Genomic DNA, 24118 nt, shown 5'->3' with positions numbered 1-24118 from the left:
CCACCCTAGGCCTTGTCAAGCCATACCAAAGCGGTAACTCCGCGCAGGATCACAGAAGTTTCGCTGTCAGTTGGACCGGGTCTCAGCAGAGCGGCGACGAGGTTTGCTGCCCGCTGCCTTGCGTCTCTATCGCTGGGTTCGTTAGAGTTCGTCGGTTCCAGCCTGAAACGTGCTCCCAGAGGTACCGGTGAATCTCTTCGAACAAACCACGAAGGTCTTAGAATGGCCGAGACTGCTCGAGTCCCTTGCCGGTCACGCCCGCTCGACGATGGGGGCGGCGCGTTGTCGTGCGCTCGAATTGGCTAACGATCTAGAAGATGCCATCCGTCGCCAACAGGAAACGACGGAGATGGGGCGGCTGCAGGATGCGGGCGATGGTCTGCCGCCCTTGATGTTTCCGGATATTCGGGATCCGCTCGCCCGGGCTCAGAAAGGGGCGGCGCTGGAGCTGCTCGAACTCCGGGACTGCGCGGTTGTGCTGGAGTTATTGGAAGAGAGCGGCCGGTTTATCCTGCGACACCAGCAGGATGCTCCTGCGTTGAGCGCTGCCGGACAATCCCTGCAGTCGGCAGGGGAACTGCGCCCGGTGAAGAGCGCGCTGGATGCGGCAATCCACCAGGACGGTTCGATGAAAGAGTCGGCGACGCCGGAGTTGCGGCGCTTGACGCATCAGGCGCATGCGCTCAAACAGCAGATCCGCGATCAAGTCAATCAGATGCTCCATTCGCGCCGTTTCGAGGAGATTCTCCAAGAACAGTATTTTGCTCAGCGTGAAGGCCGTTATGTCATCCCGGTGAAGACCGATATGCGGGGGCGGGTGCCGGGGATCGTGCATGACGTCTCGGCCAGCGGAGCCACGGTGTTTATCGAGCCGCGTGAGCTGGTTGAGCTGAACAATTCCATTAAAGTGGCGGACCTGGAGATCGAGCGGGAGGTGCGGCGCATCCTCCGTGAGTTGTCTGCCCTCGTCGCCGCACAAGCCGAGCTCATGCTGGCAGGGCTTGAGGCGCTGGCCGAGCTGGATGGGATCGCGGCACGGGCTTCATTCGGCCGCCAACTGAAGGCGCAGCCTGTCGGGCTCAACGCAGAAGGACGCGTGATGCTGCTGCAGGCCAGGCATCCCCTGCTGGTGTTGTCGAAAGGAGAGGTCGTCGCCAACGATATTCTCCTGGATGAATCGATCCAGGTGCTCGTCATTTCAGGCCCCAATACGGGCGGGAAGACCGTGACGCTCAAGATCGTCGGGCTCTTTGCCCTGATGGTCCGTGCCGGATTGCACCTGCCCTGTAACACGGAATCCGAGATGGCGTTCTTTCCCGATGTCTATGCCGATATCGGCGATGCCCAAGATCTGGCTCGCGACCTTTCCAGCTTTTCCGCACACATGACCCAAATGATTCAGTTGCTCGATGAGGCAGACCGTCAGCGCAGCGGCGACGGAGCGTCCGAACCTCGGCAATGGTTGGTTCTCCTCGATGAACCAGTCACTTCGACCGATCCGACAGAAGGCGCGGCCCTGGCCGAAGCCTTGCTCTGCCGGCTGGCCACGCTGGGCATGAAAGTCGTCGCGACCACCCACTACGGATCGTTGAAGACCCTGGCCCACATGGTATCGGGTTTTGCGAACGCCAGCGTCGAGTTCGACGTTGCGACGCTTTCACCCACCTATCGGCTCTTCATGGGGGTGCCGGGGGGATCGTCTGCGCTGGAGATTGCCGGCCGGTTGGGGATGGACCGGGCCTTGCTGGATGAGGCGCGGCTGAAGCTCCATAAAGATGAGCGGGCCATGGAAACGATGCTGCAGGATCTGCAAGCGACGCAGCGGCAGTTGTCCGACGACCTCGCCCGCGCGGTCGAGGCCAGACGTGAAGCGGAGCAGGCGGAACAGCGAGCGAAGGCACAGTTGGCGCACTTGGAAGAGACCGAAAAGGAAGCACAGAGGGGCCTCAAGCGAAAACTCAGTGAGCAGTTCAGCCGCGCGCGTGCGGAAGTGCAGGCCACAGTCGATACCGTCAAGGGTGAGCAGAAGCTGATCAAAGCGAAAGCCGCGAAGCAACGGTTGTTCGAGCTTGAGGCGCAGACAAGAGCCGAGTTGGCTCCGGCCGGCACGCCGATCCCGCTTGAGCATTTGAAGGTGGGAGATCAGGTCGAGATTAGCGGGCTCGGCATGACCGGCATGCTCCTCGAAACAACGCAGGGAAAGAAACGCGTGAGGGTGAAGGTGGGGGCAGGAGAACTGCTGGCCACTGTGGCGAATCTCGTAGGCCTCGCACGAGGGCAAACGGCGCAGTCGAAGCCGGCATCAGCACCATCGGCCCCGCGCCGGTTCCAGCCAGGAGGCGGGCTGGGGCTGGATGAACAGACGGTCGTGGATGTGCGAGGAAGGGCGGCGGACGAGGCGTTGGACCAGGTGGTTGCGGCGCTGGATCGCGCGACGATGGCGGCCGTGCCGTTTCTCCGTATCATCCATGGCCACGGCACAGGGAAGCTGAAAGCCACCTTGCGAGACTATTTGAAAGACTCTCCCTATGTCGCAGGCACCAGACCTGGTGATCGTGCGGAAGGTGGGGATGGGGTGACGATCGTAACCTTGCGCTGACAGGATGCTGAAAAAGCTAGCCAGCTTCGTTCTCGGCTCATCGAAATCCTCAACGTAGCACAAGGGTACGTCTCCGGTTTCGACTCGCCTGCGGCCTTACTGACAGGCTTTTTGAGCATCCTGAGTCTACTCTCGCCCCAGTATCACACGGAAGATTCCGATAAAACGGTGGCCGCTTGAAGCGTGACGCTACCCGGCGATCGCCTGTCTGGTCTCATCAAGATGTTTTTGGAGATAGGTCATGAAGGGCGTTCCGCCTGTCCCGACGGCGGTGGGATTGCTTGCGTGGGACTGATGTTGCCGGTGAATGTAGCTGTCGGCATAGCCGATGTGGATGTCGCGGAACTGCGCGAGCAGATCGACGCAGCGGCAGTACGCTATCCAGAGGTCGGGACGGCTGACAGTGCGATCGCGGACATAGCCGGAGAGCATCGGTCGGCCCCGCTGGTCCTTGGTTTCCTCCAGAGCCTGGATGAATGTCCGATGGCGCGGAGGCATGTAGTCGCGCATCTCCTGTAAGTAGACGGTTAACGGATCCGGCGAATGGCCGATGCCCAGCCCTGCATCGAGGCAGGGCACAATGGAGCTCTGGGCGCCGGTCTCGCCGCGGAACTGTTGCGGGCGGCCCTCGTACGCCGCGACTTCGTCGTACATCAGGCCGTCGGGGAGCGCAGGGTTATTCTTCCAGGCATGGATGTAGGGCCGCACGCGGTTGTAGTACACATAGGGATCGCAGCGTTCTTTCATCCTGAGCAAGGTGTCGCGCATCGCTTCTTGCGCCCGTGCCAGGGATGTGAGCCCGAGCAACACCTCCTCTTCCTTGTCAGCGACCGCGCCATTCACTGCCTGCACGAGTCCGGCGAGTCCGGGCCCTGCTTCCCGCTCGATCTGGATATGCACCACGACAAACCATTCTTCGTCCAGCCCGCCGAGAAAATTCTGTAGCAAGACAATATTGTCGAGCCGAATGGGCTTGGCAGGATCGAGTCTCCGCCAATTGTCGAGGGCATAGGAGGCGTAGGAGAGCACCGGCGGCCGGCCAAGGTGTTTGGCGATCTGGTGCCAGGGTTGAGCCAGTTGGGGCGGCAAGGTATTGGCCGGTTGGTCCGGCACTTCCCATACATAGGCATGGCCGACAAAGGAGAGGACGCGCATCGCGGCCCGATAGTCATCGATGCGCCAGGAGGCAGGCACGGATGGTAGCAGCGTGGGCTGTTCATCGATGAACCTCCGGACCATGCGTGCGCTGAGCAGTTTCGGTAGCTCATGTCCGAGCTGATTCAATGTGGGGCAGTCGGGCAGTTGCTCTTGAGGGTCGCGGGGAAGAAACCCTTGGTCAGGCGAAATCTCGTAATCGGAGAGGACGAGGGGAGCGGGCGTCGTCTGTTTCATAAGCGCCTCCGGTTTGGAAGACCTCGGCACCTAGCGGGACTCGATCACATTATATATCGAATGCAGGGCGTTTGCTGGTCGTGGGAGGAGAGGGGATGGAGGCTGATGATCTTCTGTGCTCGCGCAACGCGCAGTCTCAGAAGACCCTCGTTGGACACACGCACTCGAGTATCGACCAGCCTGCCCTGGAAGGGAGACGTGAGTGAGTGTGGAAGGACTGTTGGATGAGCCCGGGAAAGAAAATGGTGGCTGACGCTGCTGAACTGTCACTCGCGCGTTGTACTGGTTGCCTTGGACGCTGATGGGATTTTGTCACGTTGATATCAGCCGCACTTGAGCCACAGGTTAATGAATAGTCTTACTAGTTCAACGTCTTAGACTGAGGATCCGAATGTGCAAGCCGCTCCCTGCTGCAGATTGGTCGCATTAATTCTTGTCGGGATGTCGGAAGTCCAGTGTGTCAGGCAGGAGACGTCCTAGTTCTTCTAGTTCGCGCAGTAAGAAGCCAAGATTGATTTCCAGCGTAAACCAATCCTGGCCCGCCGATATCTTTGCAAAGTTGATTACAGCGTCAGGAAAGTCTGCCGAACGGAAGCCCGGATTAGCTCCAATAACCTTTTCCTTAACAGCAGGAGCCATCCTCTCGCGAAGTTCATCGACCGTCACGATACAATCTGTTCGAATCGGATTAAACTGGTTCGCTGCTCGCTTAGTCTCTCTGGTAGCCATCTCCCAATACTTTTCTTTCGGCACCTTTCCAGACTTTAGTTGCTCAGAAATAGTTTCCAGATTCCGCACGTGAAGATCCTGTATGAAGCGAATCTGTTTGACTAAGTTTTCAGCTTGACGTTTCAGCTGCCGGTTCGTTTTTTCAGTTAACGTTGTGGCGGCAGACGGACTAACCTCACGTGTATGGATTCTGTAACTGTTGACTGTTTCTCTGAGCCCTTGGTTTTGCTCCCTTAATTCGTCGATTAGGCCGATGTTATACAAATGAATGATGAATCCGACCAAAGATGACGCGGCCAAAACAGACACGGCAAATGCCCAAGGTGCGCTTCGTATAACGCCCCGGTTTTCCTCGATAGTCTTTACTAAACGTTCAAGCATAGAAGTTCTCAGTTAGGCCTGGCGAGTATAGCCATCCATAAACATTGGCGCAAACATCGTGAACTGTATCTCCCTGCCCCAAAGTGGCTAAACTGTGTCTGAACTATCGTTTCCGACCGTCTTTTTTCGGTTTCTTACCGACCCCTAACTCTTCTGTACGTGTTTGAGAAGGAAATGATTGGACTAGGTTGCCACCTATAATCTCTGAGGCTTCAGGGCTTTCAAGTCTCGTTCCTTCCGCGATTTCTTAACAGATGAGGTTCTGTGAGTTCAGGTGAGGATGCTCAAAAAGGCCGTTCAGCAAGGCCGCAGCGAGTGAAGGGCCGAGGCGTACCCGGAGGGTACGTTGAGGGTCTGAACGATGCGAGAACGATGCTGGCGGACTTTTTCAGCACCCTCACTAAAGGTGGTATTTCGCCATGCGGTAGCGAAGAGTATTCCGCGTGATCTTGAGCAGCCTGCTAGCTTCAGAAATATTGCCGCCTGCGGAATCCAGCGCCTCTTTCAAGAGTTTCTTTTCCATCTCCTGAGCCGAGAGGCCGAAGGCCAGGAGCGAGGTCTTCTCGCCTTCTCCGTTCGATCCTGTTGGTGGGGTATCTCGCACAGAGGCAGGGAGGTGGTCCGGCTGGATCGTCTCGTCCTTGCATGTGATGGTGAGTCCTTCGGCGACGTTGTGCAGCTCGCGTACGTTGCCGGGCCAGTCGTGGGTCTGCAAGATGTTCAGAGCCGTGGGGGTGATGCTCTTGATGCGACAGCCATGATCCCGGCGGGCGGTTTCCAGGAACGAGATCAGGATCGGCTCGATATCTTCTGGGCGTTCACGGAGCGGCGGGATGCGCAGTTGATAGACGTTCAGCCGATAGTAGAGGTCCAGGCGGAAACGTCCGGCTTTGATCTGCGCCGGTAAATCTTCGTTCGTGGCGGCGATCACGCGAATGTTGACGTGGATGCTGCGCGTGTCGCCTAGTGGATCGACTTCGTGGCTTTCCAGGACTCGTAAGAGCTTCGCCTGCGCGGAAGGACTCATTTCGCCGATTTCGTCAAGAAAGAGGGTGCCGCCTTCCGCTTGTTGGAATCTCCCAGGCTTGGCCTGTTTCGCATCGGTAAAGGCGCCGCGCTGATAGCCGAACAATTCCGATTCCAGAAGCTGCTCGGGAATGCCGGCGCAGTTGAGCGCCACAAAGGGGCCGTTGGACCGTGGGCTTGCTGCATGGATGCCATGGGCAAAGAGTTCTTTGCCTGTGCCGCTGTCGCCGGTGATGAGGACGGTTGCATCGGTTTGAGCGACTTCGGCTGCGAGATGTTTCAGTAGTTTCATCTGAGGCGACCGGCTGATGATTTGATCGAACGAGGAGGAACGCGCTTCCCTCGCTTGGGGCTCCGGTGCGGCGAAGGCGTGGGTTCTGTGGAGGGCGGTCTGGAGATCTTTTGCCGTGACCGGTTGCGCGAGATAGTCGGTGGCGCCTCGGTGCAATGCCTCCACCGCGGCCTTGGCCGATCCGTCTGTTCCGAGGATGATCACCGGGAGGTTGTGATCGATGCGCCTGGCTTGAGAGAGGATCACCTGGCTTGCAATCCGTCCCTGACTCTCATCGCAGATAACGAGTGCGAGGTCCGCTTGCTCTTTCAGGAGGCGTAGACCCTCTTCAGTTGTTGCTGCAGTCAGAATGGTGACGTGGCGGCTCTCGAGGGCCTGTTCGAGCAACGGTTTGGTGTGGGAATCGGCGGAGATGAGCAGAAGGATCGGAGGATGCATAGGGGTCATGCCTCCCGTGAACCATCAACTACTAGAGATAGCCTACTCCTCTTCCCTCCAGGAAAAAAGGGGGTGCTTATGAGGCCCGGCCCCCTGTTTGTCTCGTGAGGTTTTCTTGCGCGACTTTTACGTTACGGAGAAGGCCGTTCCGTTTGGCTCGCTTGATGGGACTCCCCTTGAATGTGGCAGCAAAACTCTCCTCGTTGATCTGAGCCAGAGCCTGGAGGCTTGGAGCGAGTGTGATTGGGGTGGGGGCAAAGGCCGGCTCGCTCGTCGCATCCGAACGAAGATTGAACGGACAGACGTCCAGGCAATCGTCGCAGCCGAATATGTGGTTTCCCATCTGAGAGGCGAGCTCGTTCGGGATCACGTCCCGGTCTCCGCGCAGTTCGATGGTGAGGTAGGAGATGCAGAGGCGGGCATCCACGACATAGGGTTCGACGATGGCACCGGTTGGACAGGCCTGAATACACAACGTGCAGCTTCCGCAGAGATCTGTGGCTGGTTCATCCGGCTCCAGCTCAAGGGTCGTCAGGATCTCTCCCAACAGGAGCCAGGAGCCGGATTCGGCGGAGACGAGGTTGGAATGTTTCCCGATCCAGCCGAGACCTGCCTGCTGCGCCCAGGCTTTTTCCATGATCGGGCCTGTATCGACGTAGGTGCGGGTGGTCACGCCTGGCGCCAGGGCTGCGATCTTCGCTTCGAGTTGTGCGAGCCGCTGGCTCATCACCTCGTGGTAATCCTGTCCCCAGGCGTATCGGGCAATGCGGCCCATGCCGGGCTGCTCGTTCGCACGATTGTCGGTGTAGTAATTCATGCCGACCGACAGCATCGATTTGCAACCTGGTAGTACCAATCGTGGATCGCTGCGACGGGAGGGGTCGCGAGTCATCCAGGCCATCGTGCCATAGTAGCCTAGCCGGAGCCATTCTGAGAGACGACCGAATAAGTGATGGGATAGCGGGGTTGCGGGGTCTAGAGGTGGGCTCTGCTGAAGGCTGTTGGCTGAAGGCTGATAGCTATCTGTGACTCGGCTGATGCCGACGGCGTCGAAACCCAGGGCGAGGGCTTCGGCCTTAATCGCCTCAGCGAGTGACATAGCTAGTGGGCTTGCTGAGAACAGTCGTAACGAACAATAAACTGGACCGAACAATGGTCGGATTTGCAGCGGCTGCAGGAGCCGGTGATTTTGGTTTTCCAGTCAGTGGCTTTTTCGTCGAATCGGCAGAAGGTCTTTCCGCCCTTCGAGACGGTGGTCCAGGGTTTGTCAGTGCCAGGAATATTGGCCACGAGGCAGCCGGTGGGGAACGGGACCTGACAGCTCTGTGAGGCTTCTCCCTTGGCCATGCCGAAACTGCAGACCTGCTCTGTGGTGGCGGTCGATTCAGAGAGAGGTTGCGCCTGAGCCGCAGCTGAGAGGCTCAATAGGCTAATGGCTGTGAATAATATGAAGGATAGTCGTTTCATCGTTTGCATCCTAGCACAGGGGTATTTGGATGAGTCAATCACGTCTCGACAGCAGGATGCTGAAACAAACCGCCAGCTGCGTTCTCACCTTGAAAGCATCCTCAACGTACCCCGAGGGTACGCCTCCGGTGCTTTCGTCGGCTGCGGCCTTGCTGGACGGCCTGTTTGAGCATCCAGCTAGATTGCTTACCCGCTGTATAGCATGGACAGACTGCCGTGGTGGTAGTCTGTGAAATAGTTTTTCGCATCCTATTAGTACTTGCCCGGCTCTCATATATAATCGCGCCATGTTGTGGCATGTGAGGAGCATCGTCGGTTGTCTGTTGCTCGGCTGGTCCGGGTGGAGCGGTGCGGCAGAACCAGGCCTGCTGGATGTTCGGACGGAGTCCAGTGGCGGCGTGAAGGCGACGGCGACGATTGTTTTGCCCGCGCCCGTTTCGGTGGTGCAGGCGATTTTGACTGACTATGCTCATTGGCCTGAACTGTTCGAGGTGCGGATGAAGATAGCGGACGTGAGCATTCTGGATGGAGTCGCCACCACGGATATCAGGATCGAGCATATGTTGTTGCCGGGGGAACGTCGGTTGGTGACTGAGTCGAGGTTGTTGCCAAGCGGAGATCTGGTGGCCGATCTCAAAAGCGGAGATTTCAAACGTTATCATCGTCGGTGGACATTGACGTCGATCGATGGCGGCGCGCAGACCCGTGCGGACTTCGAGCTTATCGTGGAGATTGAGTCGGTGCTACCTGGTAAACTCATCGCGCTCGCAACGCGGCGAGACCTGGAATCCCATTTTCGAATCCTGAAGGAAAAGGCGCTCGCGCGCGCGCAGGAGCAGCAGTCGGGGCGATGAGCGAGGCACAAAGAGAATATTCCCGCAGGATGCTCAAACAGGCCGTTTAGCAAGGCCGCAGGCGGAGCAAGAACCGGAGGCGTACCCTAGGGGTACGTTGAGGATTCTTGCGAGCTGAGAACGAAGCTAGCGGCCTGTTTCAGCATCCTGCTACTGAGGGAAGGTGAATTGGGACAACTCCGCCTTCTCGATCCCCTGCTTCACCAGCGCATCGATATCGAACATCTTCTCGATTTCCAGAATATCTTCGAGTCTGGTTTTTGTGCTGGGGTGTGGCGGGGTGAAGAGTGAGCAGCAATCTTGATCCGGCTCGATGGAGATGGCGAAGCTGCCGATCTGCTCCGCCTGGTCGGTGATTTCCAGCTTATCCATGCCGATGAGTGGGCGCAGGAGCGGTAACTCTGACACCGCTTCGACGACGGTCAGGTTCTCCGGTGTCTGCGAGGCCACTTGCCCCAGGCTATCGCCGGTGACCAATCCCCAACAATGCTCACGTTTGGCGAATTCCTGCGCGATGCGGATCATGACGCGCCGGTAGAGCACCACGCGATAGGGGGCCGGCGCACTCGCCACAATGTCCCGCTGAATCTCTCCGAACGGAATGACGTAGAGCTTCGACGTATATTGATGGGCGGTGAGGAGTTGCACCAGTTCCCGCACCTTCTCTTCTGAGGCGCGGCTCACGAGCGGCCGGCCGGAGAAATGGACGAAGAGGGCCCGGCATCCGCGTTTCATCATACGATAGGCTGCGACCGGCGAGTCGATCCCGCCGGAGATCAAGCAGGCGACTTTCCCACTGACTCCCACCGGCATGCCACCAGGGCCCTGAACCTTTTTGATCGAGTAGTAGACCTCTTTGGCAAGGAGTTCGAGATAGACCGTGAGATCTGGATCTTTCAGACTGACCTTCTTGTCGGTGGCGTCACAGATGGCAGCGCCGACGTCCCGCGCGACGTCCATGGAGGTCAACGTCAATCGTTTGTCTGCTCGTTTTGCCGAGACGCGAAAGGTGGAAAACGATTCCGACCGGAGCGCCTCGATGACCGCTGCGCTGAGCGCTTCCAAGTCCGGCTTGGCCAGATCGAGCGGCAACCCGTGCGCCAGCGAAAAGTTGGCGATCCCGAAGACTTTGGTGAGCCGGTCGATGATGATCTGGTCCGGAACCTCGTCAGGCAGGACCACGCGAATCCGGCTGCGGAGATTCTCAACACGTCTAACGCCGAGGTCTCTCAAGATCCATTGGATATTGTGGACGAGGCGTTCCTCGAAATATTCCCGGTTGCGGCCTTTGAGGGCGATTTCGTGGTAGTGGACGATGGCGCAGCGCATGGTTTATCGGGATGCTGAAAATGATCGCCAACGTCGTTCTCGGCTCGACACAATCCTCAACGTACCCTTGAGGGTACGCCTCCGGTCTGTGTCTCGCCTGCGGCCTTGTTGGACGACCATTTTGAGCATCCCGCGGAGGGTTTAGAGGTTATGACTGTCTGATTCGAGAAATCGTTCGACGTCGATCGCGGCCATGCAGCCGGAGCCGGCGGCGGTGACGGCTTGGCGATACACCGAATCCTGCACATCGCCTGCGGCGAAGACGCCAGGGACACTTGTGGCGGTTCCGTTGGTTGTCCGGATATAGCCCTTGGCATCCATATCTAATTGACCGCTGAGGAGGGTGGTGTTGGGGCGGTGCCCAATCGCGACGAAGACGCCGGCGCAAGGGACTTCCAGGACCTTGTTTGTGACAAGATTTTTCACACGCACGCCAGTGACCAGGTCGTTCCCCAGGATGTCTTCGACGACGGAGTTCCAGAGAAAGGAAATCTTTTCATTCTTCATCGCGCGGTCTTGCATGATTTTGGAGGCTCGCAGCTTGTCGCGGCGATGGATCACGGTGACCTTGCTGGCGAACTTAGTCAGGAAGGTGGCTTCTTCCATCGCGCTGTCGCCGCCACCGACGACCATCAGTTCTTTGCCCTTGAAGAAAAATCCGTCGCAGGTCGCACAGGTGGAGACGCCATGTCCCGTGAGGCGCGCCTCGTTCTTCAACCCAATCTGAATGGCCGATGCGCCGGTCGCAATGATGAGGGTTTTGGCTTGAACAGATTGTTCGCCGTCGATCGTCAGCGTGAAAGGACGAGGTGTGAGTGCAATAGCCGTGACATCGGCGGTTAAGAATTCCGTGCCGAATCGTTCCGCCTGTGCGCGCATTTCTTTCATCAAGTCCGGCCCCATGATGCCCTTGGCGAAACCGGGATAGTTCTCGACCTCCGTCGTCGTGGTCAATTGTCCACCCGACTGCCACCCTTCGATGAGTAGAGGCGAGAGGTTCGCCCTGGCCGCATAGATGGCGGCGGTGAGGCCGGCTGGCCCGGATCCAATGATGACGACGTGTCGCATGGGCGAAAACTTAACACAGGGGGTAGCGGGAATGCACGGAGGAGAGCGAGTCGTTATGCGAGCGCGTGAAGGCTCGTGAATAATCGGCCGACTTGTTTGCGAAGCGCCGGTCGAGGGAGGGTTCCATTCAACACATAGTCTGCCTGCTGGACCTTTTGGGATATCGGCATCTGGCTCTTAATCCGGTGAAGAGCCTCAGCGCGGGAGAGGCCGTTTCTTTTTTTGAGGCGCGCGATTTGGGTGTTGCGGTCGGCAGTGACGACGATGGTGTGATCGACTCGCTTATCGATACCGGCCTCGAAGAGGAGCGGGACGTCGTAGATGACGACGGATTGAGGATGTTGTCGTGCCGCGTCTCTCGTCAATCTGACTTGCTCGCGCGCCACGCGGGGGTGAATGATGGCTTCGAGCGCCTGGCGTTTTGCCGGATGGCGGAAGACGATGGCTCCGAGCGTCTGGCGATTGAGGCTGCGGTCAGGGTTGAGGACGGCCTTGCCAAATAGGGTGACGATCTCTCGCCAAGCCGGCTTGCCCGGCTTCACGACATCGCGAGCCAATTGGTCGGCATCGATGACTACCGCGCCGCATTGCGTAAACATCCCGGCGACGGTGCTTTTACCGGTGGCGACTCCGCCTGTGAGGCCGACCAGAATCATGGGTGCGGAGCATAACATGCGACTGCGTGCCTCACAACAAACCTGGCCTGCATTATTCACGAGAGTTCGTGACGAAACCGCCGAGACGCCAGGCGAGACGGGCGCGCGGAGCCGTGAAGGAGGGAGGCATACTTAACACAGTATGTTGACCGACTGAGCGGCGAGCCCGCCCGCCGTCAGGCGTGTCGTAGCGGCGCATCGGCGGTTGCAGTAGAAGTCTTCGTGAATTATGCGGGCCCAATTGACTTGTGGCTAGAGAGGCCTGTATGAGTTTCTGCATGAAAAATATTTTAGTGGTTGCGTCCATCGCGCTGTTTGGATTTTTCAGCTCCGGCTTGTTGTGGGCCGATGAAGGGCCGCCAATGGGTCCTCGGACTCTTGTGGTTGCACTCGACGGGACGGGAGATTTCGTCTCTTTGCAGGAAGCGGTCGATGCCGCCAAGAAAGGCGACACCGTCTTCGTCAAGGCAGGTCAATATCCTCAGGACGTGACGATCCATAGTAAAGAAAAGATCAAGTTCGTCGGGGCTGGAGTGGATCAAGTGACGATTTTAGGCCGCGATATCGTGGTGGGCGCCCTTCATGTCGGTAAGTGGCCCTATGGGGCGACGGATATCGAGATCAGCGACATGACTATCAACGATCATGGTGGCCATGCGATGGGGCTCTTCAATGGGCAAGGGCTGGTCCTCCGCCGGCTCAAGATCAACGGGATGTTGTTTAGCCAGCAGGTCCATGATGTACGGATCGAAGATTGTGACATCGGGGGGAGCGAGACGACCGGCGTGCAGTTTGCCGATTCAGAGGCGGTCATGATCGGGAATTTCATTCACGACAACGATCATGGCGTCTCGATTGCGGGGAAGTCGACGGTGCGGTTGGAGCGAAACGTGATCACCCGAAGTCTGTTTGACGCCATCGTGGTCAGCGGCCATGCCCGTGCCGTGATCGTGAGCAATACCCTGGTCAAGAATGGCGGCGGGGCCGCGTTTCTCGGGCAATCCCAGAGTGACGTCACCGGCAACGTGGTGGGGCTGAATCGCGTGGGCTTTCTGATCGCCCCGTCCAGTCGGACCACCACTTCGTTCAATGCGTTCTTCAATACGGATGGCGACTATCTTCGTGTGGGTGATCCGAACCAACCGGCTCCTGAGCTTAAGGCCCAGTCAGATATTACCGGGGACCCGTACTTTGTCGACCCATCGCATGACGATTTTCGCCTGCGTCTTGACACGCCCCTCCTGAAGATCGGCCAATTTCCCTATCTCGGCGCGCTTGCGCCTGCCGCAACTGCTGCTCGTCGATCGACTGACAAATAGAGTTGAATCAATAAGATAGAGGACTTCAGCAGAGCATGGATTTTCATGTGCTATGCTACTTGTACGCCATAAGTCAGATGGATGATGGACCTCTGGCGCAGGAATTGCTGATTCATGGTCAGAGGAACTGGAGGCGACCGTGGCAAGTTACCGACAAGAGCATGAGAAGGGTGGATTTGACGGGATTCCGTCGCTCGACGACGTCGAATCTGGCAAGCTGGTTGGTGCCGTTCTTCCCATGTCAGAAAAGGCGCAGATCCAAATGCGCAATAGCATCGAAGTGATCGATTATCTCCTCAATCAAGAGCGCGTTGTCTGGAGCTGACGACCGCGCGCTCCATCGGCTGATCCCACAACTATCACCCCTCCATCTTGACAGACCTCTCGCGCCTTCGTACGCTCCTGATCCGACATGTTCCCGTAATCACCAGGAGAGAGAATCATGGCACCTCTGTATCTGCTTCATCGGCGTTCCGTCGTTGCCCGACTCTTGCCCGCGGCGGTATTCGTGATGCTGATGCCCTGTTTGGCGCCGGCTTCCGATGAGTTGCCGAAAGAGACGATTTTGCCGATAGGGCTCGCGAATAAAGCGATCCAGGCTTCGTTGGAAGCCTGCAAAAAAGATGGCTATAAGGTAACGGTGTCCGTCGTGGATCGCGCCGGTGTGCTGCGCGCCATGAGCCGCGCGGATGGCGCCGGACCTCATACGGTCGATAGCAGCAGGAAGAAGGCCTATACCGCAGCCAGCCTTCGTCGTTCGACGACCGAGTTAGCTGAACTGATCAACAAGGTGCCGACCTTGCAGGCGCTTCGCGAGATGAACGAGCAGATCCTCATTCTTGGGGGTGGGTTGCCCATTGAGATTGCCGGCGAGGTCGTTGGTGGAATCGGGGTCGGCGGGGCGCCAGGGGCACAGCTCGACGATGCCTGTGCGCAGGCGGGCCTGGACGCGATCGGCGCTGCGCCGAAAGCTCCTGCGATAAAGTGACGAGGGGGCACAGGGCCAGTTGCATCGTGAGTCTGCTGCTCGTGCTTGTCGCCTGCAATAGCGATGTGCCGGCACCGGCCTCAGTCGAGTTTCCGGCAGAGCAGGTGCGCCTGACGATTACCAGGGTCGCCACGAATCCATTCCTCTCCCGGCACGATCTTCGACTCACGCTCGTCGGGCCTGGAGGCTGCTCCATCGATGATGACCTATTCCCCAACACCGGGTATGTGAGCCGGCGGAACCTGTATCGCACGCGAACGGGCCTGCTGTATGTGGTGGGTCAGTTCGATGCCCGCGTGATCGATGCGGTGCATTGTACGATCACACTCGCCGAGTTCCGCACCCTCGATCGCTACGTGACCTTCCTCGGCAGTTTCGACGAGAACGAGCAGAAGCAATGGGCCTACTTTTCTGCCAGCCAGCGGTCAGAACTCCCCTTTGAAAAGCGGTAACAAGGCACCTCAGTGCGCCGAAGGAATGGGGGAGGGGCTGCCTAGCCCGGATCCATTCGTCGGCCGCGAGTAAGTCGATAAAACACTTGTGGTTTCAGGAGGTGGTGGTACGCTTTGATCTCATAAGGGACGGCGCATAGGCCCATGAATGTGGGTTCAGCGGAGGAGCGATTCAGGAGGATGATATGACGACGGTGGCGTTGAACCTGTCCAACTCCAACTCTGAGCAGCATGTGGCGGCTGTTCGAAAAGAACAGAGGGCCTACACGTTCAAGGTTGCGGTGAGTATGGCGCTCTATGCCTGTCTGTTCTTCGTGCTGGCCTTTTGCGGGCCCTATGTTCTGCCGGCCGTGACGCTCCTCTCTGATGTGCCATTGACGGATCGCCAGGTTGCCGCGAGCCAGCTGCTGTTGCTGAGCGACACGGTGTGGGTTGCCATCCCCGTGTTTTTTCTTGGGGCTATTCTATTCAGCTTGCTGGTGACGCGTCGCATTGCCGATGCGCTCGAACGCGTGGGTCAGAGTGCCAGCGCCTGGGCATCCGGAATGGTATTGCATCGACTCCAGTTCCGGGAGGCAGACCGGTTGACGGATCTGGCGCAGCTGCTCAATCAAGGCTGGAGTCACGTTGGGCAGGGGGTCGAGACGGTGCAACAGGAATCGTCTCGCGCGCGGGCCGCCGTCGATGGCGCGACGAAGACTTTGTTGGCTCAGGGGATGGGAGGGTCGGAGGCACTCCGTCAATTACAGACGACAACGGAGGCGTTGGATCGCATTCACGCTGCGTTGCACCGATTTGAGATCGGACCACCTCACGAACGACGACCATGAATCTCTCCCGGCATCCTCGCATGTGGAGTTGCGGCGGCTTTACCTTGATCGAGTTGATGATCGTGGTGGCCATCCTGGGGATCCTCGTGTCCCTTGCCACCGTTTCGTACAGCCATTTTATGACCAAGGCCAAGTCTGTTGAAGGTGAGATCGTGGTTCGCGAGATCGAGCGGTTGGAATACCTCTATCACGCATCGAATCATGGCTATACAAACAACCTGACCGATTTGGGATTTGCCATGACCGGAGCGTTGAAGTATTACACCCCGGAAGTACGGCAGGGCGCCGATACAGACAAAATCAGCTATCAGGTTCGTGCATTGCCGGTCGCGGCGTCAGCGACTGATTCGTGGCTCCTGACGAGTTATCGTGATGGGGCCGTGCAGGTGGACCGAGTTCCCGTGAGCGAAATTGGCATGTTTGCGACGGTGCGATATCTGGGCAATGCGGGGACGATATCGTCCGGCGAGGCCTCGAATGCCTCTGTCGGTGGAGGAGCCTCCGGCAATAACGAGCCTGAATGGTCTGGTGGCGGACGCAGCTTGGGGTGCCAAGAATGTGGCCGTGTCGTGATTAATCAACGCAACTGAGACGTCGTGCGTCAGCCAATATGGCTCCGGCAGCTTCTCTCCACCCCTCTTGCGCAACCATACGACTTTGTCACACCGTAGGACGATAGCGCCCATTATTTCGCCGTTCCGAAGCCATTCTTGGCGTTAGTGCGAGCCTCGGTCTTTGAACGTGAGTTCAGAGACGGCGGATTTGTCCAGCTCGCCTTTGCCGAGCGTGACCAGCCGCTGATATTGCTCGTAGGTCGCTCGAGCTAATGGGAGGGTGATCCCTGCGGTCTTTGCTAAGGCCAGGGCGATGCCAGAGTCCTTGGCGGCATGGGCAGCCGAGAAGTAGCAGTCATGGGCGCGGTTCTGCATATCCTCACCATCCGTCTCCAAGACACGCGACGCCGCTCCTGTCTGGGAGAAGATCTCCCGCACCATCGTCAGGTCGAGGCCGAGCGCGGCTCCAAGCCCAAGCCCTTCTGCCAGTGCAGCCGTGTTGCAGTTCATCACCATGTTGACGAGGGCTTTGACCTTTGCGGCTTCTCCTGCCGATCCGACATAGCGTACGTGTGTGCTCAATGTGTTCAAGAGCGGCTTCACTGACTCGAACACATCCTGTCGTCCTCCGCACATGAGATAGAGCGTGCCTTGGCGGGCCTGTGTGATGCTGCTGGCCATACAGGCTTCCAGAGTTCGGCCTCCACGTTGCGTCACCAACGCCTCAACCTCGATGTGTATATCTGGCGAAAGTGTGGCGCAGTTGATGAAGAGCCGACCCTTGGCATGCCGGAGAAGACTCTCTGTGCCGGTCGGAGAAAAGATCTGTCGCATCGCGGCATCGTCTGATACGACCGTGACAATGATCTCGGCGAGTTCTGCGACCCGGGCAGGAGTCGCAGCTGTTTCACTGCCCAGTTCGGTCGCAATGGCAGTGGCGGTGGCCTGATCCCGATCGTAGAGGGCCACGATGGTTTCCCCTTGGTCCTTCAGCCGCCGAGCCATGTTGGCCCCCATCCGTCCGACTCCCACGAAGCCGATCTTCGTCGTAGACTGACTCATCTCGCGGGCCCTTTCGTTCGTGTTAGCATGCGGTCATTCGAAGGCACGAGTGCCGCGTAGGCCTACGAGCCGATGGAAAATTTGGAAGGGAAGTTCCTGCATGCAGCAACCTATCATGGGTTATCATCTGGACGAATATAACGATTGGGTGGCCGATCTTCAATGTGGACATGGACAACATGTGCGCCACCAGCCGCCGATGACGAATCGGCCTTGGGTCCTCACCGAGGAAGGCCGCAGCCAGCATCTTGGCGAAATATTAAACTGTAAGAAGTGCGACGAAGCGACGGCGTAATCTACTCGATGGTCGTGGTGTTCTGGGACGGGTCTACTGTTATGTCGAGGCCCGGTCTTGACCAGGGTTGCAGCTGTGGCCCCTCATATCGGTAGCCGCCGGTGACGGGATCGTTGGCTAGCAGCAGTGGGGTGTCGAGGTCGAGCACCTCGAAGCCACCAAGGCCTAGGACCAGGCTGAACGAACAGCCCATTGCTATGCGTGTTTCGACCATCCCGCCGATCATCAGTTTGAGGCCGGACGCTGTGGTGAAGGAGGCAATCTCCAGGGCTTCGGCAACGCCGGTTTTCATGATCTTGATGTTGATGTAGTCCGCCGCGCCTTGGGCGACGACTTCTTGCGCATCCGCGAGTGAGCGGACCGATTCATCCGCCGCGACGGGAATGCCGGTCTCTCGACGGATCGCCGCCATGCTGTCGAGGTCGTCCCGTACCACCGGCTGTTCAAGCAGCACTATTGCTCCGCCGAATGTCTTTACTCCTTGTGCAAAGGTCAGACAATCCTGGCGCGAGAATCCCTGGTTGCCGTCGCCAATGAACGAAATACCAGGGAGCGCGCGGTGTACGGCTGAGAGCCGTCGAATGTCCTCCTCGACATCCTTGCCGACTTTCATTTTGAAGAGGCGAAATCCCTTCTCGTACCAACCGCGCGCGAGGGCGACGGTCTTGTCGAGGTCGGCGATAGGAATGGTGATATCGGTCTCTCGCGCGCTCACGTCCGAGCCACCCCAGAGCTGCCACATCGGGATGTGTGATGCGCGGCAATAGGCATCGATTACGGCGGTTTCAATCCCACAGCGGGCGGCAGGATGAGCCTGCGCCTCTTCAGAGAGATTTTGTCCGATCTGCTTGTAGTCGGAGGCTGAGCGGCCAAGAATTGCCTTGCTGAGTTGGAGCAGGGAGGTCAGGCAGCTTGCCCGAGTTTCTCCTCCGACTTCCGGGAACGGCGCCGCTTCCCCATACCCCTGTGCGCCATTGGCCAAGGTGACTCGCAGGAACACATTCTCGGCCACCGTTCGTGCGCCGGTGGCGACCACGAAGGGGTCGGTGATGGGCACATCAACCGGCCAGAACTCTATCGTACGTATGGTTATTGTCAGGTTGTTCATCGGACAGAAAAATTCTGTTCTTCAGTTAGTTGAAGGTATAGACCAAGAGGCCGTTGAACTGGATGCGCGTATAGATATTGGCGATCTGGGTATAGTCGGCCATCAGCTTCAGCAACCAGACCTTTGAGAGATGATTGGTGTAGGAGGCATGGGCATCGCCTCCTACCCGAAAGGCTGACGATTTAGTCGATTCGTCGATGTATTGAATCGCCGGGCCTGCGGCAATCGAGAACTCATCCTTGTTTTCCATCGTGTAGATGGTCGCTAGCCGTGGAATTTGATTCACGAACACTTGGGGGCTGAAGTATCCGCCCGGCAAGGGTTCCCTCGCGCTGGGGACAAATCCGCTCTGATTTTCTCCATAGTGAGTCAGGTAGAAGAGATACTCCGCCGACAGGTCCCAATGGTCCGTTTTCCACAGAGGTAACGAGGTCTTGAGGTCGAGCCCAACCTGGTCGTTCGAACTTGAGCGCTCAGACGTCACCCACCCGACGAAGGGCGTGACGTCCACGCGAACCGAGCCCGCATCGAAGGAGACCGTGCTGTAGAACAGGGTCGAGCGAGCGAGGCCCAAGAGTTGGCCTGAGCTGCGGGAGCCGGCGAGCGAGGCGAATGAGTCATATTTGAATTCGCGCTTCACGCCCGGGCGGATCGAGAAGGACTGTCCTTCATACACATATTCGAATTTGTACGCGAGGCCGTCTCCGCGGGGGGCTCCGTGGTATTCCAGGATCGCGTCGACACGATTGGACGGATTGAATCGAACCTGATTGGCCAATGAGACGTAGCTGCCTGCGAGCTGCTCCTTGGAACTCCAGAAGTTTTCGGCGCCGACTTCGAGGATCGTGGTGGTAAACGGCGTCAAATCGACTTTGCCGCGCGATCCGATCCGGAAGCCATAGAGCTCGAACGGTTTTTCCGGTTGGGCAAGAATCCCGATCACTCCTTCGATCGTCGGTTCACGTCCCTTGAGCATGTCCTGGCGCAGACTGGTCAAATCGCCTGGCTCCCGCCTCGCAGACTGCCGTGCCAGATTTGCGTGGTAGAGGGCCAGATCGTTGTTCCCCAGCCAGGCATAGGCTTTTGCCAGTCCCCGATGGGCTTCGGGATTACGGGGCTGCCGGTCGAGGATGGTGCGGTATTGTGCGATGGCGTCCTGGCTGCTTTCCTTATGCTGGGCCAGGTGTGCCGCATATTTGAGGCGCATGGTCGTATCGTCTTTCCGCTTCAGGCCCATGCGGAAATACTTCAGCATGTCTTTTTCTCGGTAGGCATAGCGAGACCATTCCAGGGCCTGTGCCTGGTCGAAGGCAATCTCCGGGTCGTCGTCGTACTTCGCAAGGTAGCGGTCGAAGGTCTCGATGGCTTTGTCCTTGAGCCCCTGTTTTTCATAGGCGAGGCCGAGGTTGCGCATGGCCTCGCGGTGGTTGGGAGCCCGCTCTACCACTTTCTCATAGGCTTCGATGGCCGCTTTATAGTTTTCAATCTCCATGTTGGCCCGTCCACGCGAGAGATACCAGGCTTCCGTGAAGTCTTCCGCGAGCGAGACAGTGCCGAGTCCGGTCACCATCAATAACGTGAAACTGAGTATGGTCAGGGGGCGTAATCGCATAATATCTAGCTGGAGCCTTTCCTACATGTTGGTTTCTGGTGCATGTGTCGAATATCTAGAGGTGTGACGTCGTGGGGGCGGCACTGAGACCCACCTGCGAGATCAGGCCCCAGATCCTGGAGCGGTAGATGGGTCGATAGGCTGTCCGCTGCCCGCTGCTGTTCCGTACCAGCCACGGCGTGGTGAGTGGAATCTTTCTGTTGTACATCAGCAGACCGAGGCCACTCGCCGATTCATCGCGCACGATCATGCGGTACTCGCTCTCTCCAATCTGAACCTGAACCATCCTCAGTCGCCATTGTCGGGGTCTCTGCCGCCGCCTGAGTCTTAATGGTCTGAAGTGCTTCAGTAGACCGATAAGCAAGTGACCTGCCATGAGGAGGCTGCTGCGCAGGCGGTCTCTCTGCGCATGCTCCCATGTCGCGGGATCGCTATAGAGGTTCAGCAGCAAGCGTCGACGATGTTCTTCTGAGAGGTTGTGAAACGTCAGCCCACATTTTGTGCCAGGCCCTGACAGTCGGTCATGATAGACCAATCGGACCTGGCAGGTGAAGGGGATTCTTCCGTGCAAGCTCATGTCCATGGTCGGAGGTAGCGGACCGGGCGATATGCCGAACCATGATACCCCGGTCAGACTCACGTCGTGTGTCGTGCCTGTGATGGACAGATTGCCAGCTTGCAGTTCGAACGGGATCGGTTTGATGATGCGTTCTTCTGTTCGCGTTTGAGGTTTTTCCCAAGCCATCAGCAGTCCCACGATCAGGGTCAGCAGATTGAAGGAGGCCCAGCTGAGATTGAAGAAATAGGCGTCCTTTTCGATGCCGAAATACCAGAACTCCCAGAGGCCTTTCGCAATTGCGGCGAGCGTGATGAGGGTGGCAATGGCCAGGCTGGCAGAGGATCGCCAGTCGAACGACCGTTGCTCCGAGAGCAGGCCCTTGGGGGTGACTTTGAACCCCAAGTTTTTCGGGAGCAGCAGATCGAACATCGACCGGAACAGCGGGAAACTGACCGGTCCTTCGTAGAGGGACGACCACATGAGCCTGGGCCATCCGGGCAGCAATCTGGAGGAAATCATCGGGAGGACGATCATGAATGGCAGCAGGTAGGCCACCAGGATCGAGACATCGGCAAAAATCGGGTGCAGGTGAAACAGGAGGAAGTAGAGGGGGGTGATCCAAAATATCACCCGCGCGATCGGGAAGAAGAAGTAGTAGAGCGAGGCGAAGTACCCGAGCCGGTGCCGGAGCGACAGCCCCCGGCAGAGGAGTGGGTTGTCTTTGAAGAAAATCTGGAGACAGCCCAACATCCAGCGCCGTCGCTGAACAATATACGATGCGAGGTTTTCCGCCGTCAGCCCGACCGCCAAGTTTTTATCGACGAAGACAGATTTCCATCCCCTGGCATGGAGGTGCTGGCTGGTATGAATGTCTTCGGTGATGCTCATCAAGTTAAATCCATTCAACTCAGCGATCGCCGACCGCCGAAAGACGGCCCCGCTGCCGACGAAGAATGCCCCGCCCCAGCCTTGGCGTCCGCCCTGAATCGCGTGATTGAACAGGTCCTGCTCGTTGGGAATGCGCGGGCTGGCGCCGAGGGCCCGTTGAAAAATATCCTGGTTGTAGAAATGGTGAGGCGTTTGCACAAAGCCGATGTTGGGGTCTGCAAAAAACGGGACGGTCTCTGTGAGAAAGGTCGATACGGGAATATGGTCCGTGTCGAAGATCACGATGAGTTCGCCGTCCGTTTGCGTGAGGGCATGGTTCAGGTTGCCCGCCTTGGCATGTTGGCGGGGTCCTTTGATATAGGTCGCCCCGAACCGTTCGGCCAGTCGGCAGACCTCGTCTCGGTGGCTGTCGTCTAATACGTATATCCGTTTGTGAGCCTGTTCCATCGCGGAGGCGCCGATCAGGGTCTTCTCCAGAATCTCGCAGGATTCTGAATAGATCGGAATAAAGACGTCGACTGAGGGAGCAAAGCCTTGGGCTGGCTCAAGGGGACGGACAGGCTGAGGTCTCCAGCCTACCCCCACCTGGATGAACAGCAGCAGAACGGTGGAGAAGGCATAGAATTCTGCCGCCCACAGCGCGATGCTGATAAACGGGCCGCCGGATTCCATGAAGTTCAAGGTGTGGAAGAGCCGCCAGTAGAGGTAGCGGAGACAGAGGCTCAATCCACAAGCCAGAAAGGCGAACTTGAGAACCGGATGCCACGTGGCGATCAGGTAGAGCATGACGGTGACGGCAAAGAGTTCCCAGGGAAAGTGAGCCGAGAACCCGACCACGTCGAACGGTCGCAAAAACCCCAAGAACTCGTCGTAGTGGCGGACTTGCGACAGCGAGAGGGCCTGCCCGAACCACAACCAGTTATGGAAGTAGTAGGGGAGCCGTTTCCCGGCGAGTGCGGCGGCTTCGAGTTGGGCGAGTTTCTTTTCGCTCAGCAGTCGGGCGAGGTCGTGCTGTTCCTGGAATGCCAGGGCGTGAACGGTGGAATACAGCGGCAATCCTTCGTTTGATGATAGCGGCAGGCCCTTGAGGGAATAGTGGTCGACAAATTTCCCCTGGGCCTTCCATTCACGCTGGAAGAATCCCAGCATCTTTTGCCGCAAGGCCCCTTCAGATCGTCCGAACCAGGCGGCATCGAGCGCTATGCGCCAATAGATCGGGAAGGCGTCATAGCTGAACGAGGATGAGGCTCCGGTCACGGGATGCCGGACGGTCAAGTGGCCTGTCTGTCGGTTTAGGTAGATGAGTTCCGGAGGGACGGGCAGGGCTTCTTCATCATAGAGCCAGTGCAGAATGGCATAGCTGGATTCGATCGCATGGGCCCATGGATGGTGAGAATCGATGGAGGCAAAGATTGCGTAGGCATAGGGGGCAAGATAGGCGACGTGGATCGTCGGGTAGTCCTCGTCGCGTGCCCAATTGCCGGCAGTCACATAGGCGCGCGAGCCGATCTGGATCACTTCCCGGTCCCAGATAGAATGGACAATAGTGAGCGCTTCCCGCTCGAACGGTGGGTGATCGAATCGCCGCGCGGCCAGAATAAGGGCGAGCGCAATGTCGGTATCGGCGTCCGTCGCCGAGTTGTTGTCGAGGACGACTCCTTTCCACTTCCAGGCGAAGAGCTTGTCGTCACGGACTTGGAGGTGTTGCTTCGTCCAAGCCCACACGGTATTGAACGTCGTGCGATCATTCGACCAAACGGCACGGAGCATGGCGTAGCCTTGCCCCTCGGACGTCGTGATACCCTGTTCGTCCAGACTGACGACCCGGCCATGTTGTATGTAGGTCTGTTTGTAGAAACTCCAGAGCGCCGAGAGATCATCGAGCTGATGAATATATCGGTCGCTTGAACGCTCTTGCTGGCTCTGCGTGACTGAAGCGAGGGGCGGAGATACGCCGAGGATGAGCCCGCAGAGCACGAGGAGCATGGTCGGTGCGAGCCGTCTCGTGAGTTGGTTCAGAGGGACTCGGATGTTGCAGAGATGGCGAACGAATGGGGTGGGGAGCAATGGGTGACTCGATGGGTATGAACAGACGGATTGGTGCTCATGCAAGATACCGGCGTGTGTGAAAGCCTGTCAACGGTGGCCCGAAGGAACCCGGTGGGACGAAGCGACGGGGAGGGGACGCTGGGCCTTGGCATTGCCGCTCTTGACAGATCT

The 24118-nt window shown here is 58.1% G+C and carries 21 protein-coding genes; 9 read left to right on the top strand and 12 right to left on the bottom strand.

What is annotated here, in order from left to right; genetic code table 11:
* Nucleotides 1-187: 187 nt before the first annotated feature.
* On the top strand, nt 188-2599 hold the full coding sequence (locus Q8N00_08715; GenBank protein MDP2382875.1) for an endonuclease MutS2: 2412 nt from the start codon (nt 188-190) through the stop codon (nt 2597-2599).
* A gap of 189 nt (nt 2600-2788) precedes the next feature.
* Here the strand turns inward: Q8N00_08715 and Q8N00_08710 are convergent, their stop codons facing one another.
* The 5 genes from Q8N00_08710 to Q8N00_08690 all read right to left on the bottom strand — a co-directional run bounded on the left by Q8N00_08710 (nt 2789) and on the right by Q8N00_08690 (nt 8324).
* Nucleotides 2789-3991 (bottom strand): hypothetical protein, encoded by a 1203-nt coding sequence (locus Q8N00_08710; GenBank protein ID MDP2382874.1) that lies wholly within the window; start codon nt 3989-3991, stop codon nt 2789-2791.
* 426 nt (nt 3992-4417) lie between these two features.
* A complete protein-coding gene (locus Q8N00_08705) occupies nt 4418-5101 on the bottom strand; it encodes a hypothetical protein (protein ID MDP2382873.1) in 684 nt (227 codons plus the stop codon).
* A gap of 400 nt (nt 5102-5501) precedes the next feature.
* Nucleotides 5502-6857 carry a sigma-54 dependent transcriptional regulator gene (locus tag Q8N00_08700; protein ID MDP2382872.1) on the bottom strand — a complete coding sequence of 452 codons (1356 nt, stop codon included), beginning with the start codon at nt 6855-6857 and terminating at the stop codon, nt 5502-5504.
* Between the two features lie 76 nt (nt 6858-6933).
* Nucleotides 6934-7956, bottom strand: a complete 1023-nt coding sequence (gene queG / locus Q8N00_08695; protein MDP2382871.1) for a tRNA epoxyqueuosine(34) reductase QueG — start codon at nt 7954-7956, stop codon at nt 6934-6936.
* Nucleotides 7957-7958: 2 nt separating this feature from the next.
* Entirely contained in the window at nt 7959-8324 is a 366-nt protein-coding gene (locus Q8N00_08690) for a hypothetical protein (protein MDP2382870.1), read from the bottom strand.
* Between the two features lie 287 nt (nt 8325-8611).
* Here Q8N00_08690 and Q8N00_08685 point away from each other — a divergent pair, with 287 nt between their 5' ends.
* Nucleotides 8612-9178, top strand: coding sequence for an SRPBCC family protein (locus Q8N00_08685; protein ID MDP2382869.1), 567 nt, complete (start codon nt 8612-8614; stop codon nt 9176-9178).
* 150 nt (nt 9179-9328) lie between these two features.
* Here the strand turns inward: Q8N00_08685 and thiI are convergent, their stop codons facing one another.
* The 3 genes from thiI to coaE all read right to left on the bottom strand — a co-directional run bounded on the left by thiI (nt 9329) and on the right by coaE (nt 12249).
* Complete coding sequence (gene thiI, locus Q8N00_08680) at nt 9329-10507, bottom strand: tRNA uracil 4-sulfurtransferase ThiI (protein ID MDP2382868.1); 1179 nt, start codon at nt 10505-10507, stop codon at nt 9329-9331.
* 141 nt (nt 10508-10648) lie between these two features.
* Nucleotides 10649-11575 (bottom strand): thioredoxin-disulfide reductase, encoded by a 927-nt coding sequence (trxB, locus tag Q8N00_08675; GenBank protein MDP2382867.1) that lies wholly within the window; start codon nt 11573-11575, stop codon nt 10649-10651.
* Nucleotides 11576-11628: 53 nt separating this feature from the next.
* Entirely contained in the window at nt 11629-12249 is a 621-nt protein-coding gene (gene coaE / locus Q8N00_08670; protein MDP2382866.1) for a dephospho-CoA kinase, read from the bottom strand.
* A 260-nt stretch (nt 12250-12509) separates the two neighbouring features.
* Here coaE and Q8N00_08665 point away from each other — a divergent pair, with 260 nt between their 5' ends.
* The 6 genes from Q8N00_08665 (at nt 12510) to Q8N00_08640 (ending at nt 16410) form a co-directional block, all read left to right on the top strand.
* A complete protein-coding gene (locus Q8N00_08665; GenBank protein MDP2382865.1) occupies nt 12510-13550 on the top strand; it encodes a pectinesterase family protein in 1041 nt (346 codons plus the stop codon).
* 139 nt (nt 13551-13689) lie between these two features.
* Nucleotides 13690-13875, top strand: a complete 186-nt coding sequence (locus Q8N00_08660; GenBank protein MDP2382864.1) for a hypothetical protein — start codon at nt 13690-13692, stop codon at nt 13873-13875.
* Nucleotides 13876-14061: 186 nt separating this feature from the next.
* On the top strand, nt 14062-14538 hold the full coding sequence (locus Q8N00_08655; protein ID MDP2382863.1) for a heme-binding protein: 477 nt from the start codon (nt 14062-14064) through the stop codon (nt 14536-14538).
* Nucleotides 14539-14564: 26 nt separating this feature from the next.
* Complete coding sequence (locus tag Q8N00_08650) at nt 14565-14990, top strand: hypothetical protein (protein ID MDP2382862.1); 426 nt, start codon at nt 14565-14567, stop codon at nt 14988-14990.
* Nucleotides 14991-15175: 185 nt separating this feature from the next.
* A complete protein-coding gene (locus Q8N00_08645; GenBank protein MDP2382861.1) occupies nt 15176-15820 on the top strand; it encodes a hypothetical protein in 645 nt (214 codons plus the stop codon).
* Entirely contained in the window at nt 15817-16410 is a 594-nt protein-coding gene (locus Q8N00_08640) for a prepilin-type N-terminal cleavage/methylation domain-containing protein (GenBank protein MDP2382860.1), read from the top strand. The genes Q8N00_08645 and Q8N00_08640 overlap by 4 nt, the downstream gene beginning before the upstream one ends.
* Before the next feature lie 126 nt (nt 16411-16536).
* On the opposite strand, the gene Q8N00_08635 is transcribed toward Q8N00_08640, so the two are convergent.
* Nucleotides 16537-17436 (bottom strand): NAD(P)-dependent oxidoreductase, encoded by a 900-nt coding sequence (locus tag Q8N00_08635; protein MDP2382859.1) that lies wholly within the window; start codon nt 17434-17436, stop codon nt 16537-16539.
* A 100-nt stretch (nt 17437-17536) separates the two neighbouring features.
* Here Q8N00_08635 and Q8N00_08630 point away from each other — a divergent pair, with 100 nt between their 5' ends.
* The gene (locus tag Q8N00_08630) at nt 17537-17731 is read left to right on the top strand and encodes a DUF3565 domain-containing protein (GenBank protein ID MDP2382858.1); all 195 of its coding nucleotides are present in this window, start codon (nt 17537-17539) and stop codon (nt 17729-17731) included.
* 1 nt (nt 17732) lies between these two features.
* Here Q8N00_08630 and Q8N00_08625 read toward each other — a convergent pair whose 3' ends face one another.
* The 3 genes from Q8N00_08625 to Q8N00_08615 are packed head-to-tail and all read right to left on the bottom strand — an operon-like array spanning nt 17733 to nt 23965.
* Complete coding sequence (locus Q8N00_08625) at nt 17733-18839, bottom strand: dipeptide epimerase (GenBank protein MDP2382857.1); 1107 nt, start codon at nt 18837-18839, stop codon at nt 17733-17735.
* 25 nt (nt 18840-18864) lie between these two features.
* On the bottom strand, nt 18865-20451 hold the full coding sequence (locus Q8N00_08620) for a tetratricopeptide repeat protein (GenBank protein MDP2382856.1): 1587 nt from the start codon (nt 20449-20451) through the stop codon (nt 18865-18867).
* A 55-nt stretch (nt 20452-20506) separates the two neighbouring features.
* On the bottom strand, nt 20507-23965 hold the full coding sequence (locus Q8N00_08615; GenBank protein ID MDP2382855.1) for a glycosyl hydrolase family 8: 3459 nt from the start codon (nt 23963-23965) through the stop codon (nt 20507-20509).
* Between the last annotated feature and the right edge of the window lie 153 nt (nt 23966-24118).

Source organism: Nitrospirota bacterium (assembly GCA_030684575.1).
Classification (GTDB): Bacteria; Nitrospirota; Nitrospiria; order Nitrospirales; family Nitrospiraceae; genus Palsa-1315.
This window is presented reverse-complemented; position numbering and strand designations above follow the sequence as displayed.